The 16,261-nt window shown below is 71.8% G+C and carries 15 protein-coding genes; 7 read left to right on the forward strand and 8 right to left on the reverse strand.

The window, feature by feature from the left end; all coding sequences use genetic code 11:
* Nucleotides 1-47: 47 nt before the first annotated feature.
* Nucleotides 48-1,133 (reverse strand): family 2 encapsulin nanocompartment cargo protein polyprenyl transferase, encoded by a 1,086-nt coding sequence (locus I3F58_RS01585; protein WP_374207882.1) that lies wholly within the window; start codon nucleotides 1,131-1,133, stop codon nucleotides 48-50.
* Nucleotides 1,134-1,262: 129 nt separating this feature from the next.
* Entirely contained in the window at nucleotides 1,263-2,687 is a 1,425-nt protein-coding gene (locus I3F58_RS01590) for a family 2B encapsulin nanocompartment shell protein (protein ID WP_240106287.1), read from the reverse strand.
* 235 nt (nucleotides 2,688-2,922) lie between these two features.
* On the opposite strand from I3F58_RS01590, the gene I3F58_RS01595 reads away from it, so the two are divergent.
* From I3F58_RS01595 to I3F58_RS01610, 4 genes are all read left to right on the forward strand, one after another.
* On the forward strand, nucleotides 2,923-3,528 hold the full coding sequence (locus tag I3F58_RS01595) for an N-acetylmuramoyl-L-alanine amidase (RefSeq protein WP_240106288.1): 606 nt from the start codon (nucleotides 2,923-2,925) through the stop codon (nucleotides 3,526-3,528).
* A gap of 52 nt (nucleotides 3,529-3,580) precedes the next feature.
* The gene (locus tag I3F58_RS01600) at nucleotides 3,581-4,603 is read left to right on the forward strand and encodes a 1-aminocyclopropane-1-carboxylate deaminase/D-cysteine desulfhydrase (protein ID WP_240106289.1); all 1,023 of its coding nucleotides are present in this window, start codon (nucleotides 3,581-3,583) and stop codon (nucleotides 4,601-4,603) included.
* A 196-nt stretch (nucleotides 4,604-4,799) separates the two neighbouring features.
* Nucleotides 4,800-5,213 carry an anti-sigma regulatory factor gene (locus tag I3F58_RS01605; RefSeq protein WP_240106290.1) on the forward strand — a complete coding sequence of 138 codons (414 nt, stop codon included), beginning with the start codon at nucleotides 4,800-4,802 and terminating at the stop codon, nucleotides 5,211-5,213.
* Entirely contained in the window at nucleotides 5,210-6,271 is a 1,062-nt protein-coding gene (locus I3F58_RS01610) for an RNA polymerase sigma factor SigF (protein WP_240106291.1), read from the forward strand. The genes I3F58_RS01605 and I3F58_RS01610 overlap by 4 nt, the downstream gene beginning before the upstream one ends.
* Nucleotides 6,272-6,503: 232 nt before the next feature.
* On the opposite strand, the gene I3F58_RS01615 is transcribed toward I3F58_RS01610, so the two are convergent.
* The gene (locus I3F58_RS01615) at nucleotides 6,504-6,929 is read right to left on the reverse strand and encodes a hypothetical protein (RefSeq protein WP_240106292.1); all 426 of its coding nucleotides are present in this window, start codon (nucleotides 6,927-6,929) and stop codon (nucleotides 6,504-6,506) included.
* A gap of 71 nt (nucleotides 6,930-7,000) precedes the next feature.
* Here I3F58_RS01615 and I3F58_RS01620 point away from each other — a divergent pair, with 71 nt between their 5' ends.
* A complete protein-coding gene (locus tag I3F58_RS01620; RefSeq protein ID WP_240106293.1) occupies nucleotides 7,001-7,969 on the forward strand; it encodes a diacylglycerol kinase family protein in 969 nt (322 codons plus the stop codon).
* Nucleotides 7,970-8,291: 322 nt separating this feature from the next.
* A complete protein-coding gene (locus tag I3F58_RS01625) occupies nucleotides 8,292-8,549 on the forward strand; it encodes a WhiB family transcriptional regulator (protein ID WP_071269594.1) in 258 nt (85 codons plus the stop codon).
* 114 nt (nucleotides 8,550-8,663) lie between these two features.
* On the opposite strand, the gene I3F58_RS01630 is transcribed toward I3F58_RS01625, so the two are convergent.
* Together I3F58_RS01630 and I3F58_RS01635 are read right to left on the reverse strand one after the other, a co-directional pair.
* Nucleotides 8,664-10,133 carry a sensor histidine kinase gene (locus I3F58_RS01630; RefSeq protein ID WP_240106335.1) on the reverse strand — a complete coding sequence of 490 codons (1,470 nt, stop codon included), beginning with the start codon at nucleotides 10,131-10,133 and terminating at the stop codon, nucleotides 8,664-8,666.
* A 500-nt stretch (nucleotides 10,134-10,633) separates the two neighbouring features.
* Nucleotides 10,634-11,683 carry an SIS domain-containing protein gene (locus I3F58_RS01635; protein WP_240106294.1) on the reverse strand — a complete coding sequence of 350 codons (1,050 nt, stop codon included), beginning with the start codon at nucleotides 11,681-11,683 and terminating at the stop codon, nucleotides 10,634-10,636.
* A gap of 146 nt (nucleotides 11,684-11,829) precedes the next feature.
* Here I3F58_RS01635 and nagB point away from each other — a divergent pair, with 146 nt between their 5' ends.
* Complete coding sequence (gene nagB / locus I3F58_RS01640) at nucleotides 11,830-12,615, forward strand: glucosamine-6-phosphate deaminase (RefSeq protein WP_240106336.1); 786 nt, start codon at nucleotides 11,830-11,832, stop codon at nucleotides 12,613-12,615.
* A 69-nt stretch (nucleotides 12,616-12,684) separates the two neighbouring features.
* Here the strand turns inward: nagB and I3F58_RS01645 are convergent, their stop codons facing one another.
* Genes I3F58_RS01645 through I3F58_RS01655 form a run of 3 tightly spaced genes read right to left on the reverse strand, consistent with a single transcriptional unit; the run spans nucleotide 12,685 to nucleotide 16,138 of the window.
* Nucleotides 12,685-14,238 carry a glycoside hydrolase family 3 protein gene (locus I3F58_RS01645; protein WP_240106295.1) on the reverse strand — a complete coding sequence of 518 codons (1,554 nt, stop codon included), beginning with the start codon at nucleotides 14,236-14,238 and terminating at the stop codon, nucleotides 12,685-12,687.
* Between the two features lie 8 nt (nucleotides 14,239-14,246).
* The gene (locus I3F58_RS01650; RefSeq protein WP_374207883.1) at nucleotides 14,247-15,116 is read right to left on the reverse strand and encodes a carbohydrate ABC transporter permease; all 870 of its coding nucleotides are present in this window, start codon (nucleotides 15,114-15,116) and stop codon (nucleotides 14,247-14,249) included.
* Entirely contained in the window at nucleotides 15,113-16,138 is a 1,026-nt protein-coding gene (locus I3F58_RS01655) for a carbohydrate ABC transporter permease (protein ID WP_240106296.1), read from the reverse strand. The genes I3F58_RS01650 and I3F58_RS01655 overlap by 4 nt, the downstream gene beginning before the upstream one ends.
* Nucleotides 16,139-16,261: the final 123 nt, after the last annotated feature.

The following is a 16,261-nucleotide window of genomic DNA, read 5'->3' on the forward strand; positions in this document are numbered from 1 at the left end:
CCCGTCCGGCACCTGAGGTGCGGCCTCCGGGGACCGGCGTACGCCCCCTACCTGCTGCGCCGCGTCACGAACTCCGCCAGCGCCAGCAGGTCCCCCGCCGCCGCCAGGTCCGGTACCGCGCGGGACAGGTGGTGCAGCGCCCGCGCCATGCGATCCCCCGCCTCCGCCTGGGCCCAGTCGCGGCCACCCGCGCGCTCCACCACCTCGGCGGCGCGGCGCACGTCCTCCTCCTCCAGGAACGGCCGCCGGTACAGCTCGGCCAGCTCCTCGCCCTCGGAGGTGCCGGAGGTCAGCGCGGCGACGACCGGGAGGGACTTCTTGTGGGCGGCCAGGTCGGCACCGGCCGGTTTGCCGGTCCGCTCGGGGTCGCCCCAGATGCCGATCAGGTCGTCGATCAGCTGGAAGGCCAGCCCGGCCTCCCGGCCGAAGGCGTCCAGCGCGGTGACCTCCGCCTCCCCCGCGTCCGCGTACAGCGCGCCCAGGGCGCAGGCGCAGCCGAGGAGGGCGCCCGTCTTCGCGGAGGCCATGGTGAGGCACTCGTCCAGGGACACGGTCAGCGGGTCGCGGCTCTCGAAGGCGCAGTCGGCCTGCTGGCCGGCGCACAGCTCGATGACACAGCCGGAGAGCCGCGCGGACGCGGCCGTGGCCTGCTGGTGGCCGTCGTCGGCGAGGACCCGCAGGGCGAGGGCGAGCATCGCGTCCCCGGCGACGAGGGCGTCCGGCATCCCGAAGACCGTCCACGCGGTGGGCCGGTTCCGCCGGGTGGCGTCCTCGTCGACGATGTCGTCGTGCAGCAGGGTGAAGTTGTGCGTCAGCTCGACGGCGGCCGCCGCGCGCACCGCGGCCCCCGGTTCGCCGCCCAGGGCGCGGGCCGAGGCGAGCACCAGCGCGGGGCGGATGGCCTTGCCCGCCGGGCCGTCGGCCGGGGTGCCGTCGGCGTGCTGCCAGCCGAAGTGGTACGCCGCGATCCGCCGCAGCGGCCCGGGCAGCGCGCCGACGGCGGAGCGCAGCACGGGGTCGACGGTGGCGCGGGTGCGGCCGAGGAGCGCCGCGGCACCGGGGCCGTCGCTGTTCTGTCGTCGCGCGGCGGCCCCTGCCCCTGTCCCGGTCCTGTCCGGGCTGGTCATGGTCATGGTTCTCCTCCTCCGCCTCGTCCTCTTCCCCTCCCGGCTTCCCCCGGCCTCGGTCCGCACACGGGCGCGCGGAGGCAGGGGTACGGGCGGGAGCGCCGGTGCAGAGCGCCCCCGCCCGTACCGGTCCGCTCACCGCCAGCGGTTGACCTCGACGTTCTCCAGCACGCCGAGCGCGTCGGGCACCAGGATCGCGGCGGAGTAGTAGGCCGTCACGAGGTACGAGATGATCGCCTGCTCGTCGATGCCCATGAACCGGCAGGACAGGCTGGGCTCGATCTCGTCCGGCAGACCCGTCTGGTGGAGGCCGACGACGCCCTGGTCGGCCTCGCCCGTACGCATGCAGAGGATCGACGTGGTACGGGCGTCACTGATCGGGATCTTGTTGCTCGGGAAGATCGGCACGCCGCGCCAGGTCGGGATGCGGTGGCCGCCGACGTCGATGCTCTCGGGGACCAGGCCGCGCCGGTTGCACTCGCGCCCGAAAGCGGCGATGGCCTTGGGGTGGGCGAGGAACAGCTTGCTGCCGCGGCGGCGGGACAGCAGCTCGTCCATGTCGTCCGGGCTGGGGACGCCGTCGTGCGGCTGGAGGCGCTGCCCGTAGTCGCAGTTGGAGAGCAGACCGAACTCGGGGTTGTTGATCAGCTCGTTCTCCTGGCGCTCGCGCAGCGCCTCGACCGTGAGCCTCAGCTGCTGCTCGGTCTGGTTCATCGGCTTGTTGTAGAGGTCCGCCACACGCGTGTGCACCTTCAGCACGGTCTGCGCGACGCTCAGCTCGTACTCGCGGGGGGCCGGGTCGTAGTCGACGAAGGTGTGCGGGATGACCGGCTCGCCGCTGTGGCCGGCGGCGAGGTCGATCTCCTTCTCGCCGTAGTTGTTGGCACGCTGGTGCGGGACGGAAGCGACATGGGCGAGGTGGGCGGCCAGCCCCTCGACCCGCTCGGCCAGGTTGCGCACGTCGGCGCGGGTCAGCTCCAGCATCACGCAGGCCGTGGCGGCCCGGTGGGTGTACTCCCAGGTGCCGTCGGGGTCGACGAGGGAGGTGTCCCCGAAGTACGCGCCGTCCGCGAGCACGTCGACGACGGCCTCGTCGCCGTACGGACCGGTGCCGATCTTCTCGACCCGGCCGTGGGCGAGGAGGAAGACCCGGTCCTTGGGCGTTCCGGCCTCGGTGACGGTCTGGCCGGGCTCGAAGGCGCGCCGGGCGCAGCGGTTCGCCAGCTCCGTGAGGGCGGCCTCGTCCTCGTAGGTGCGCAGAACGGGCAGTTCGCGCAGCTCGTTCGGGATGACCTGGACCTGTTCGCCGGTCTGGACGAAGGTGACGCGGCCGTCTCCGATGCTGTACGCGAGGCGCCGGTTCACCCGGTACGCGCCGCCCTGGACCTGGACCCAGGGAAGCATCTTCAGGAGCCACCGGGAGGTGATCTCCTGCATCTGGGGCACCGACTTGGTGGTGGTGGCCAGGTTCCGCGCCGCCGCGGTGCCGAGGCTCTGCTGCGCCGGCGCCTGAGCGCTCCGCACCTCGTCGCCGACCGAACCAACCGAACCAACCGACATGGACTTCCCTCTCGGTTCAACTGTGATCACCTGCGAGAAGGATGCTTTCAGCACCTGGCGTGAGGCCGCCATTACACAAATGAGTGGGACTGAAGAACAGATAAACAGGGCAGGGAACACAGGTTTTTCGAACAGGCGCGGCGCAGAGCAGACGTTCGCGACGCAAAGTTATTCATGTGTCCGGAATTCTTCGCACACCGAATCCGGACAGTGGTGAAGCGGGCACCCTGCGGTCATGGCCACTCCCCTTTCCGCAGGCACGTTGCTGAAGGCCCTGCGCGACGAAGGCGTCAGGGTCGTCGAGATCGGCGGCTGGCGCACCCACAACCGGAACCATGTGGGCCACTGGGGCCCGGTCCACGGGGTGATGATCCATCACACGGCGACCCGGGGCTCCTCGCGCACGGTCGTGATCTGCCGGGACGGATGGCCCGGACTGCCGGGCCCGCTGTGCCACGGCGTGATCACCAAGGACGGCCGGGTGCACCTGGTCGGCCATGGGCGCGCCAACCACGCGGGGCGGGGCGACGACGACGTCCTGCGCGCGGTGATCGCGGAGAAGGCGCCGCCGCCGGACGACGAGGCGAACACGGACGGTAACCGGCATTTCTACGGCTTCGAGTGCGAGAACGCCGGGGACGGCGCCGACCCGTGGCCGGAGGCCCAGCTGGACGCGGTCGCCCGGGTCTCGGCGGCGATCTGCCGCCGCCACAGGTGGACCGCCCGCTCGGTGATCGGCCACCTGGAGTGGCAGCCGGGCAAGGTCGATCCGCGCGGCTTCACCATGGACGCGCTGCGGGCCCGGGTGGAGGAGCGGCTGCCACGCTCCCCCGGGGGATGACCCCCGGCCCCGGCACGGCCCACCCGGGCATCCCCGGCGGGACAATGGACGGATGAAGGAGACGCACGACCTCGGGGCGGCCGGGGACGCGGGGGGCCCCGGGGATCTCGGGGCGCGGACGCCCTCGCCGCTGGAGGCCGTCGAGGACGAACGGTTCACCCGCCGAGGGCTGAGACTGCTGCTGAAGCGGGACGACCTGATCCACCCCGACCTGGTCGGCAACAAGTGGCGCAAGCTGGCGCCGAACCTGGCCGCCTCGGCCGGGCTCCCCCTGCTGACGTTCGGCGGCGCCTACTCCAACCACCTGCGGGCCACGGCCGCCGCGGGGCGGCTGCTGGGCGTGGCGACCATCGGGGTCGTACGGGGCGAGGAACTGGCCGCGCGGCCGCTGAACCCCTCGCTGGAGCAGTGCGCGGCGGACGGGATGCGGCTGGTGTTCGTGGACCGGGCGACCTACCGGGCGAAGGACGACCCCGAGGTGCGGGCCCGGCTGCTGCGGGACGCGCCTCAGGGCACGGTCGTGGTGCCCGAGGGGGGCAGCAACGCGCTGGCGGTGCGCGGGTGCGTGGCGTTGGGCCGGGAACTGCGCGGCCGGGCGGACGTGGTGGCGGTGGCCTGCGGAACCGGCGGGACACTGGCCGGACTGGCGGCCGGTCTGGGGCCGGGGCAGCGGGTGCTGGGGTTCCCCGCCCTGAGGGGCGGGTTCCTGGGCGCGGAGATACGAGCCCTTCAGGAGGGGGCCTTCGGGGGACCCGCGGGTGCGTGGAATCTGGAGGAGCGGTTCCACTTCGGGGGCTTCGCGCGCGTGCCGCCCGAGCTGGAGGCGTTCGCCGACGACTTCGCCGCGCGGCACGGACTCGCCGTCGAGCGCGTATACGTGGCCAAGATGCTGTACGGACTGGTACGCCTGGCGGAGGAGGGCGCGTTCCCCCGGGGCACCGCCGTGGCGGGGGTGGTCACGGGGAGTCCGGAGCCGTATGGGAGAAGTGGCGGAATCCGGGCGGTTCGAGCGGGCGGCGGCTGGGTACGTCAACCCTCCGCCGGTTCCTCCGGATTGGATGCCGCAGACCCCTAGCCACCGTGTGTACCCGTATGCCTACTATGAGTGACGGGCACTCGATCGGGGGCCCCGGCGACACGGCATCATGGATCGCGATAGCGTCACGGCGACTACGCACTCCTGCGTACCGCACGGTTCCGGGGAGGAACCGCGGAGGATCATCCGCGTCCCCCCGGGCCCCGAAAGAGTTTGTGCCACCTTGGAGGTGAGGGTGTCCCAGATCGCAGGCGAGCCCGGGTCCCAGGACTTCGTGGAAGTCCGGCTGCCCGCTGCGGGTGCCTACCTGTCCGTGCTGCGTACGGCCACGGCCGGCCTGGCGGCGCGTTTGGACTTCACCCTCGACGAGATCGAGGACCTGCGCATCGCCGTCGACGAGGCGTGCGCGATCCTGCTGCAGCAGGCCGTGTCCGGCTCGGTGCTCAGCTGTGTGTTCCGGCTCATCGACGACTCCCTGGAGGTCACGGTGTCCGCGCCGACGACCGACGGGCGGGCGCCTGAGCGCGACACCTTCGCGTGGACGGTGCTGTCGGCGCTGGCCGGCAAGGTGGACTCGTCGGTCGCGGAGGACCGGACCGTGTCCATCAGCCTGTACAAACAGCGCGGCGCGGGTCCCGGGCCGGCGTGAGGGACGGGGGCGGTCCGGTGCGGAACGAGGAGCGCGGCCCCAGGGCGCCCCGCACGGCGGAGGGCCCGGGCATCCCGGAACAGCAGGCGCGGCCACACCCTGAGGACGGTCTTGCGGAGGCGCCGTACGAGGCGCGGGCGAAGCGGGCGGCGCAGATGAGCGACAGCGGCAGCGAGAACGAGCAGCGGCGGGACGGTGACGGTCCGCGGGTGGACGGCGGCCCCCGGTCGGACGGCCGTGCACGGCCGGATCGCACTCCGCGGGCGGACGGCGCCTCGCGGGCTCACCAGCATGCCGCCGATCCGCAGGACCGGAGCAACGCGCGGGCGATGTTCGTCACGCTGAGGGAGCTTCCGGACGGCTCACCCGAGAAGGCCGAGCTGCGGAACCAGCTGGTCCGGATGCATCTGCCGCTCGTCGAACACCTGGCGCGGCGCTTCCGCAACCGGGGGGAGCCGCTGGACGACCTGACCCAGGTCGCCACGATCGGGCTGATCAAGTCCGTGGACCGGTTCGACCCGGAGCGGGGCGTCGAGTTCTCCACCTATGCGACGCCGACGGTGGTGGGCGAGATCAAGCGCCACTTCCGCGACAAGGGCTGGGCGGTGCGGGTGCCGCGGCGGCTCCAGGAGCTGCGGCTGTCCCTGACGACGGCCACCGCGGAGCTGTCCCAGCTCAATGGGCGGTCACCGACCGTGCACGAGCTGGCGGAGAAGCTGGGCATCTCGGAGGAGGAGGTCCTGGAGGGCCTGGAGTCCGCGAACGCGTACTCCACGCTGTCCCTGGACGTACCCGACACCGACGACGAGGCACCGGCGGTGGCGGACACGCTGGGCGCGGAGGACGAGGCCCTGGAGGGGGTCGAGTACCGGGAGTCCCTGAAGCCGCTGCTGGAGGATCTGCCGCCGCGGGAGAAGCGGATCCTGCTGCTGCGGTTCTTCGGCAACATGACCCAGTCGCAGATCGCCCAGGAGGTGGGCATCTCCCAGATGCATGTCTCGCGGCTGCTGGCCCGGACCCTGGCACAGCTGCGGGAGCGCCTGCTGGTGGAGGAGTAGCGGGACGCCGCGCCCGCCCCCGGCGGTTCGTCCGGTGCGGGCTGCGGGCCGTCGCGTCAGCGGACCGGACCGGCGGCTGCGGGTAATGCGCCCCGCCGGTGCGGCGGCTGCGGTCCGCAGACGGGCGTCGCCTTCTGCTGGTGCACGGGCCCGCCGCGGCGGCGCGCGGGCCGGACCTGGCCCCGCGCCCCGAGGACGGGCGCCGGACGCGGCGCCTCGGCCTGCGGGGGCCTCAGGCGCCGGGAGGCGTGATGCCCAGGGACCTCGGCGTCGCCGGGTGGAGGAGCAGCACCAGCGCGGCCACCGCCGCCAGGCCCAGGGCCGCGCCCGCCGCCATGGCGAGGGGGCCCGCGCCCAGAAGGGTCCAGGCGACCGGAAGCGCCATGATCTGCGTGATGATCGCCGGCCCTCGGCTCCAGCGCCGCAGGCCCAGCAGCCCCCGTGCGGCCACCAGCGGAATCACGCCCAGCGCGAGCAGCGTCGCCCCGCCCGTGAGGGCCTGGGTGACATCGTCGGGGCTGCCGGTCAGCGTGCTCACCAGGACGTACAGGCCTCCGGCGAACAGCGCCAGCGCCTCGGACCCGGCCACCGCCGCGGCGGCCGTCACGGAGGTCGGGCGGGAGGCGGGCGCGTCGGTGGGGTTCGGCTCGGTGCTCACCCCAGCAGGGTAGCGGCCCCGCCACCAGGGCCCCCTTCGCCCGGTACCAAGCGGTAGGTACCCTGGCCGTCATGCGTGCACTTCTCGTGGTCAACCCGGCAGCCACCACCACGAGTGCCCGCACCCGCGACGTACTGATCCACGCGCTGGCCAGCGAGATGAAGCTGGAGGCGGTGACCACCGAGTACCGGGGGCACGCCCGGGACCTGGCCCGGCGGGCCGCCGAGTCCGAGGACATCGACCTGGTGGTGGCGCTCGGCGGCGACGGCACCGTCAACGAGGTCGTCAACGGGCTGCTGCACGGGGGCCCCGATCCGGACCGGCTGCCGAGGCTCGCCGTCGTACCGGGCGGGTCGACGAACGTGTTCGCGCGTGCCCTGGGGCTGCCGAACGACGCAGTGGAGGCGACCGGCGCGATCCTGGACGCGCTGCGGGAGCGGCGGAGCCGTACGGTCGGCCTGGGGCTGGCCGCCGGTGCCCCCGGTACCGAGGACGAGGGGGTGCCCGCCCGCTGGTTCACGTTCTGCGCGGGACTCGGCTTCGACGCCGGGGTCGTCGGGCGGGTCGAGAAGCAGCGGGAGCTGGGCAAGCGCTCCACGCATGCGCTGTATCTGCGTCAGGTGTTCCGGCAGCTGCTCGGTGACCCGCACCGGCGGCACGGGACGATCACACTGGAGCGCCCGGGGCAGGAGCCGGTCGAGGACCTGGTCCTGTCGATCATCTGCAACACCGCGCCCTGGACGTACCTCGGAAACCGCCCGGTCTACGCGGCGCCCGGCGCCTCCTTCGACACCGCGCTCGACGTGCTCGGACTCCGGCGGCTGTCCACCGCGGCGGTGGCCCGGTACGCGACACAGCTGCTCACCTCGACGCCGGAACGCGGCCCGCACGGCAGGCACGCGGTGTCGCTTCATGACCAGACCGAGTTCACCTTGCATTCGAAGGTCCCATTGCCGTTCCAGATGGACGGAGACCACCTCGGCCTTCGAATGAGCGTGAAGTTCACAGGCCATCGCCGTGCACTGGGTGTGATTGTGTGAGTGGAAGGGCCCTCGGCCCTTTATCTCGAACGTATGGGCTGGGGTCCACCCCTAAGAAGTACGGCTGTGACGGAGCCGACACCGAGGAATCCAAAAAAACTTCCCGGAAGGGGTTGTATCCGCAGCCGAGGTTTGCGAATCTCTACATGGCGATCGGGACGGCCCGCAACACCGGCCTCCACTGAGAGCCAGAACCCCTCCTCATCTCAGGACCCACCTCCAGACGTCTGTCTGGCTGTCGGCCCTTCCCTTGCGGAGGGATTCGTGAAAGCGTTCACATTCACAAGCAACTTGCATGCAACACCAAGGAGAGGTAGCAGCCATGGACTGGCGTCACAACGCCGTTTGTCGTGAGGAAGACCCCGAGCTGTTCTTCCCCATCGGCAACACCGGTCCTGCGCTGCTGCAGATCGAGGAAGCCAAGGCTGTCTGCCGTCGCTGCCCCGTGATGGAGCAGTGCCTGCAGTGGGCGCTCGAGACCGGTCAGGACTCGGGTGTCTGGGGCGGCCTCAGCGAGGACGAGCGCCGCGCGATGAAGCGCCGCGCCGCTCGTAACCGGGCACGCAACGCCAGCGCCTGAGCACCGCCAACGCGCCTCCCGAACAGCAGCGCGCAGCAGTAGCAGTACCCCACAGCATTCGAGCCCCGGGCCGTGACGAAACGGCCCGGGGCTCGCTGCTGTTGTGAACGGCCCCTACTTCTGCGGGCGTACGGGGATGTCCAGCACCACGCGCGTGCCGCGCTCCGGCGCCGGGCGCATGTCGAACGTACCGCCCAACTCCCCTTCCACCAGGGTCCGTACGATCTGCAGGCCGAGGTTTCCGGCGCTCTGCGGGTCGAAGCCGACGGGCAGTCCGCGGCCGTCGTCCTGGACGGTGATGAGCAGCCGGGCGTCCGGGGCGCGGGTGTCGCCGCGGACGGCGGTGACCTCCACCGTGCCGTGCTCGCCCGGGGCGAAGGCGTGCTCCAGGGCGTTCTGGAGCACCTCGGTGAGGACCATGGACAGCGGTGTGGCGACCTCCGCGTCCAGAATGCCGAAGCGGCCGTTGCGCCGGCAGGCGACCTTGCCGGGTGAGATCTCCGCCACCATCGAGATGACCCGGTCCGCGATGTCGTCGAACTCGACCCGCTCGTCCAGATTCTGGGACAGCGTCTCATGGACGATCGCGATGGAGCCGACGCGGCGGACGGCCTCGTTGAGCGCCTCACGGCCCCGGTCGGAATCCATCCGGCGGGCCTGGAGGCGGAGCAGGGCGGCGACGGTCTGGAGGTTGTTCTTCACCCGGTGGTGGATCTCCCGGATGGTGGCGTCCTTGGTGATCAACTCGCGTTCCCTGCGGCGCAGTTCCGTGACGTCGCGGAGCAGGACGAGGGAGCCGATGCGGGTGCCCTTGGGCTTGAGCGGGATGACCCGGAGCTGGATGACGCCGCCGTTTCCCTCGACCTCGGTCTCGCGGGGGGCATAGCCGCTGGCGAGCTTGGCGAGGGCCTCGTCGACGGGGCCGCGGGAAGGGGCGAGCTCGGCGGTGGCCTGGCCGAGGTGCTGGCCGACGAGGTCGGCGGCGAGACCGAGACGGTGGTACGCGGACAGCGCGTTGGGCGAGGCGTACTGGACGACACCGTCCGCGTCGAGCCTGATCAGGCCGTCGCCGGCGCGCGGCGAGGCGTCCATGTCGACCTGCTGCTCGGGGAACGGGAAGCTGCCCGCAGCGATCATCTGGGCCAGGTCGGAGGCCGACTGGAGGTAGGTCAGCTCCAGCCGGGAGGGGGTGCGGACGGTGAGCAGGTTGGTGTTGCGGGCGATGACTCCGAGGACACGGCCCTCGCGCCGCACGGGGATCGACTCGACGCGTACGGGGACCTCCTCGCGCCATTCCGGGTCGCCTTCGCGTACGATGCGTCCTTCGTCCAGGGCGGCGTCCAGCAGCGGGCGGCGCCCGCGGGGCACGAGATGGCCGACCATGTCGTCCTGGTAGGAGGTGGGCCCGGTGTTGGGGCGCATCTGTGCGACCGACACATAGCGGGTACCGTCGCGGGTGGGGACCCACAGGACGAGGTCCGCGAAGGAGAGGTCGGAGAGCAGCTGCCACTCCGACACCAGCAGGTGGAGCCATTCGAGGTCTGACTCGCTGAGCGCGGTGTGCTGGCGTACGAGATCGTTCATGGAGGGCACGTCTGTGAGCGTACCCGCGTGCGGGTACCTGGTGCTTTGCCGGTCCTTGGTGGAGGATGGACCAGCGCGCGCACCCGCCGGGACGGATACGGACGCGTGGATGGACAGGCCCGAATGGTCTAGTCCACAATGGACAAGTCAAGACTTCCACCCTCCCCGCACAGGAGGGTGGACCGAGGTACCGGGCTCTCTGCCCTGACTGCGCCGGTGCCTCACCACGGCCGCGGGACCGCACACCCGCCTGGCCGTTGCTACTCCGGGCTGCGGTGCCGGCGTACGGGTTGAGGGTCCCGTACCGGCGCCGCGGCCCGCGGGTTTCCGCGCCCTTCGCCGCCCTTCCGCGCCTCCTCCGCTCTCCGCGCCTCTTGCGCGCCCTGCCGTCTCTTACGGCCGGAAGGCCGCCACCGTCTCAGCCACCGCCTCCGGTTCCGCGCGCAGGGCGCCGTCGCCGCCGGGGGGCGGAACACGGCCGGCGGGTCCGGCCCGGGACGTCAGCGGGTCTCCGTCACCTTCGCCAGGGCCCTGGGCGCGTCCGGGTCCTGGCCCCTCGCGATGGCGGTCTCGTACGCGAGGAGCTGGAGGGGGAGGATCTCCAGGATCGGCTGGAGTTCCTCGGGGACACCCTCGACCGGGAGGACGAAGCCCGCCGACGCCTCGGCCACCCGCGCCTCCGGGCCCACCACGAAGAGGTCCGCGCCCCGGGCACGCAGCCGGTCCAGGACCGGGCGGAGCGCCTCTCCGCCACGGCCGGCCGTGACGACCGCGATGACGGGCGAGACGTTGTCGACCATCGCCAGCGGCCCGTGCAGCAGGTCCGCGCCGGAGTACGAGAGCGCCGGGATGTAGCTGGTCTCCATCAGCTTCAGCGCGGCCTCCTTCGCCGTCGGGTAGCCGTAGCCGCGCGACGTGATCACCATGCGTTCCGCGAAGCGGTAGCGGGCCGCCAGTGCCCGTACCTCCTCACGGCGGGCCAGGATCTGTGCCGCCAGCTCAGGCAGCGGCTCCGCGTCCGCGCCGTCACCGCCGCGCAGCCCCTCGGTGAAGAGGTACAGCGCCAGCAGCGACGCGGTGTACGTCTTGGTCGCGGGCAGCGCCTTCTCCGGGCCCGCCAGCATGTCGGCGTGGTACTCCGCGACCGCGGCGAGCGGCGAGTCCGGGTTGTTGGTGACCGCCAGGGTGATCGCCCCGGCTTCCCGCGCCGCCCGCGTGGAGGCGACCAGGTCCGGAGACCCGCCGGACTGGCTCACGGTGACGACCAGGACGTCCGTGAGGTCCGGCCGCGCCCCGTACGCCGTGGTCGTCGACATGGAGGTCAGCCCGCAGGGCAGGCCCAGCCGGATCTCCAGCAGGTACTTCGCGTACAGCGCCGCGTTGTCGGAGGTGCCCCGCGCGGTGAGCAGGACGAACCTCGGACGCCGCTCCGCGATGCGCCCTGCCACCCCGCGGATCTCCGGCGCGGCCCGGTCCAGGATCCGGCGGAGCACCCCGGGCTGCTCCGCCATCTCGGCGGCCATCATCCGGCCCCGCTCCTCGTCGTTCATGGTGCCAGTCGAGCAGGGTTCACAGCCGCTCGCCAGCCGTGGGCCTCAGGCCCCCGTTCTGCTAGATTGGTCTATACCACTATGCGGAGTCGTGCACCACCGCCCTCCCCACCGTGACCACCACTCTCCAGATCGGCAGGCCCAGCGTGGAAGTTGTCATCGTCCCGGACGCCACGGCAGGCGGCGAACTCATCGCGGAGGCCATCGCGGCCCTCCTGCGCCGCAAGCCCGACGCCCTGCTCGGTGTGGCCACCGGCTCGACGCCGCTGCCCGTCTACGACGCCCTCACCGCGAAGGTCCGCTCCGGCGCCGTCGACGTCTCGCGCGCCCGGATCGCCCAGCTGGACGAGTACGTCGGGCTGCCCGCCGGGCACCCCGAGTCGTACCGCTCCACCGTGCTGCGCCAGGTCGTGGAGCCGCTCGGGCTCGGCCAGGACGCCTTCATGGGCCCGGACGGCTCCGCCGAGGACGTCCAGGCGGCCTGCGAGGCGTACGACACGGCGCTGGCCGAGGCCGGAGGCGTGGACCTCCAGATACTCGGCATAGGCACCGACGGGCACATCGGCTTCAACGAGCCCTGCTCGTCCCTCGCGTCCCGCACCCGCATCAAGACGCTCACCGAGCAGACCCGCGTCGACAACGCGCGCTTCTTCGAAGGCGACATCGACCAGGTCCCGCACCACGTCGTCACCCAGGGCATCGGCACCATCCTGGAGGCCCGCCACCTGGTGCTCCTCGCCACCGGCGAGGGCAAGGCGGAGGCCGTCGCCCAGACCGTCGAAGGCCCCGTCTCCGCGCTGGTCCCCGCCTCCGCGCTCCAGTTGCACCCGCACGCCACGGTCGTCGTCGACGAGGCCGCCGCGTCCAAGCTGAAGCTCGCGGACTACTTCCGTCACACGTACGCCCACAAGCCCGCCTGGCAGGGGCTGTAACACCCCGGGGGTACGAGAAGGGGGCCGGCGCCCGTTCCAGGCGCCGGCCCCCTTCTCGTACCCGTGCGCTCACCCGCCGGTGACGACCTCCGCCGCCGCCGTCCCGCACACCCGCGCCGCACCGTGCGTCGCGATGTGCAGGGCCCCGCGCGGCGGAGCCTGGTTCAGGCCCATCTCCACCACGATCGTGTCGGGGCGGGCGGCCAGCAGCCCGTCCAGCGCCTCCCTCATCCAGGCGTGACGGTGCGCGTCGCGCACGACGGCCACGATCCGGCGCTCCCCCGCCGCCCGCAGCACATCCTCGACGCCGGCCTCCGTGCCGTACGTCCCGGTCTCGGTGCCCGGCAGCAGCCGGGCCAGTTCGGGGCCGACACCCCAGGGTGTCTCGTCACCCACCGCGATGTTCGCGACGGGTGCGAAGGACGCCACGTACGGAGGCTCGGTGAGCGGCTCGTAGGGCTTCTCCCCCGGCGTGACCGTCAGCGCGCGCCGCGCCGCCACCAGGCCGATCTCCGTGTACCCGCCGGAGCCGGTGTCCGTGTCGGTGCCGGGCGCGGTCCCCTCCTGCACCGCCGCGCCCGGCCCCGTCTGAGCCCCCCCGGCCCGGTGCGCCCGGGTCCAGGACGCCAGCGCGCGCACGCGCGCCGCCGCGTCGGCCAGGCGCTCCTCGGGCAGGTCGCCGCTCCGTACCGCGGTCACCAGCGCGTCGCGCAGTCGCAGCACGGTCCCCTCGTCGGCCATGCCGCCGCCGACGCAGATGGCGTCGGCGCCCGCCGCGATCGCGAGGACGGAGCCGCGCTCGATCCCGTACGTCGATGCGATGGCCCGCATTTCGATGCCGTCGGTGACGATCAGGCCGTCGAAGCCCAGCTCCTCGCGCAGCAGTCCGGTGAGGATCCGCGGGCTGAGGGTGGCGGGGCGATCGGGGTCGAGCGCGGGCAGAAGGATATGCGCGCTCATCACCGATTTGGAACCCGCGGCGATGGCCGCGCGGAAAGAGGCCAGCTCACGGGCGTGCAGTGTGTCCAGGTCCACATCGATGCGGGGGGTCGCGAGGTGCGAGTCCACATTCGTGTCGCCGTGTCCGGGGAAGTGCTTGACGCAGGCGGCGACACCGGCGGCCTGGAGCCCCTCGACGTACGCCACGGTGTGCCGGGCGACCAGTGCGGGATCGGCGCCGAAGGACCGGACACCGATGACCGGGTTGTCCGGGTTGGAGTTGGCGTCGGCGGAGGGCGCCCAGTTGAAGTCGACTCCGCAGGCTGCGAGGCGACGGCCCAGCTCGTGGGCGACGGCCCGGGTCAGGCCTGGGTCGTCGACGGTGCCGAGGGCGAGGTTGCCGGGGAAGGAGGAGCCGTGCCGGGCCTCCAGCCGGGTGACGTCGCCGCCCTCCTCGTCGATGGCGACCAGCATGTCCCCGTTCTCGGCCCGCAGCCGGGCGGTGAGCGCGGTGAGCTGCTCGGGCGAGGCGATGTTCCGGCCGAACAGGCCGACGGAGGCGAGGCCCTCCCCGATCCGGCGCAGCAGCCAGTCGGGCGGAGTCGTGCCGGGGAAACCGGGCTGGAGGACGGTGAGCGCGTCGCGGGTGAGCGTGTCGGTGCTGCCGCGCAGGGTGGTGGTCATGTGCGGCGTCATCCCTTCACGGCGCCGGCGGTCATGCCGCCGACGGCCCGTCGCTGGAGAAAGAGGAAGACCACGAGGACGGGCAGCGCGAAGAGCGTGGAAGCGGCCATGGTGGCCCCCCAGTCGCTGCCGAAGGCGGTCTGGAACTGGGTCAGCCACAACGGCAGGGTCTGGGCTTCCTTGTCCTTGTGGAGGATCAGGACCATCGCGAACTCGTTCCAGGCGGTGATGAAGCCGAAGAGCGAGGTCGACATGAGGCCCGGCGCGAGCAGCGGGAAGATCACCTTGCGGAAGGCCTGGCCGCGGGTGCAGCCGTCGATCTGGGCGGCCTCCTCCAGTTCCACCGGGACGGCGGCGATGAAGCCGCGCAGGGTCCAGATGGTGAAGGGCAGCACCATCACGAAGTAGATGGCGGTCAGCATCGGGAGGCTGTTCAGCAGGTCGAGGTCCCGGACGCTGATGTACATGACGATGACCATGACCTCCCACGGGGCCATCTGGGCCATCATCACGCCGAGGACGAGCCCCTTGCGCCCCCGGAACTTCATCCGGGCGATCGCGAAGCTCGCGGCGAGGGCGACGAGCAGCGCGAGCAGGACGGCGCCGACGGTGACCGTGAGGCTGTTGGCGACGTACGTCCAGAACAGGTCGACACCGGTCGCGGTGGGGTAGTTCTCGAAGGTCGGTGTGAAGAGGAACACCGGGTCCCTGGTGAGGATCTCCGACTGGGGCTTCAGCGAGGAGCTGATCATCCAGTACACGGGGAAGGCGAAGAGCGCCGCCAGGAGGAGGGCGGTCAGGTTGGCGAGGACGGTGCCGGGCCTCAGCGGCTTCCCGTGAAGCTTCTGTGCCTTCGCGGGGCGGGTGGCGGTGCTCACTGCTGCTCCTCCTGCTTCAGGATCAGGCGGAAGTAGAAGGACATGGCGGCGATCAGCATCAGGATCGTGAGGACGGAGATGGCCGCCGCGAGGCCGTAGTGGGCCTGGCTCTGGCCCTCGATGTACGCGAAGACCGGGAGGGTCTCGGAGCCGCGGTCCGGTCCGCCCTGGTTCATGGCGTACACCTGCGCGAACGCCTTGAACACCCAGATGATCTCCAGGAACGTCGTCACCAGGAAGAACGGCTTGAGGTTCGGGAAGACCACGGACCAGAACGTCCGCCAGCCGTTGGCGCCGTCCATCTTCGCGGCCTCGTACAGCTCGGTGCCGACGGTGGTGAGGCCCGCGTACATGTTGAGTGCGACGAAGGGGACGGAACCCCAGATGATCAGGACCGCGATGATGACCAGGGTGGAGGTGCCGGTCTCGAACCAGTTGTGCTGCTCGTAGCCCTCGAAGCCGAGGGTGCGCATCAGCCAGTTGAAGACGCCGAACTGCTCGTCGAACAGCCACCGGAAGACCGTGACGGAGGCGACGATCGGCATGGCCCAGGCGAGGATCAGGGCGAGCGACAGAACCAGCCGCATCTTCTTGCCCAGGCGGTTGAGCAGCAGCCCGAGCAGGGTGCCGAGACCCATGATCACGACGACGTTGACCGCCGTGAAGACGACGCTGCGGACGACGACGTCCCAGAAGGACGGGTCGCCGAGCAGTGCCGTGTAGTTGTCGAAACCGATCCACTCGGAGGTCCGGGTGATCAGTTCCTTCCGGTTGACCTGCTGGAAGGAGAGGATCACGTTCCGGATCAGCGGATAGAGCAGCAGCACGGCCATGGACAGGACGGCTGGTGCGATCAGCAGATACGGCAGCAGTCCGCCGGGCAGGGAGCGCCCTCCGCGTGGAGCCCGCGGGGTGTCCGCCGGTCCGGTCGGTGGTGGCGGCGTCCGTTCCTGGGTCTGCGCCGCCCTCCCGGGCGCGTCCTGGGGAGCGGTGGCCGCCGCTCCCTTGGAGTCCACGGTCATGGTCTTCTTCCTCGCGGTTCTTGGGCGTGCGGGGTCCCGAATCGGGGGGCGCCGCCCCGGACCCCCCGCTCCGCAAGCGCCCCAGGGGCTGATGTCAGCCCCTGGGGCCGTCCCCTGCTCGAA

The organism is Streptomyces sp. MUM 203J (assembly GCF_022414595.1).
Taxonomy (GTDB): Bacteria; Actinomycetota; Actinomycetes; order Streptomycetales; family Streptomycetaceae; genus Streptomyces.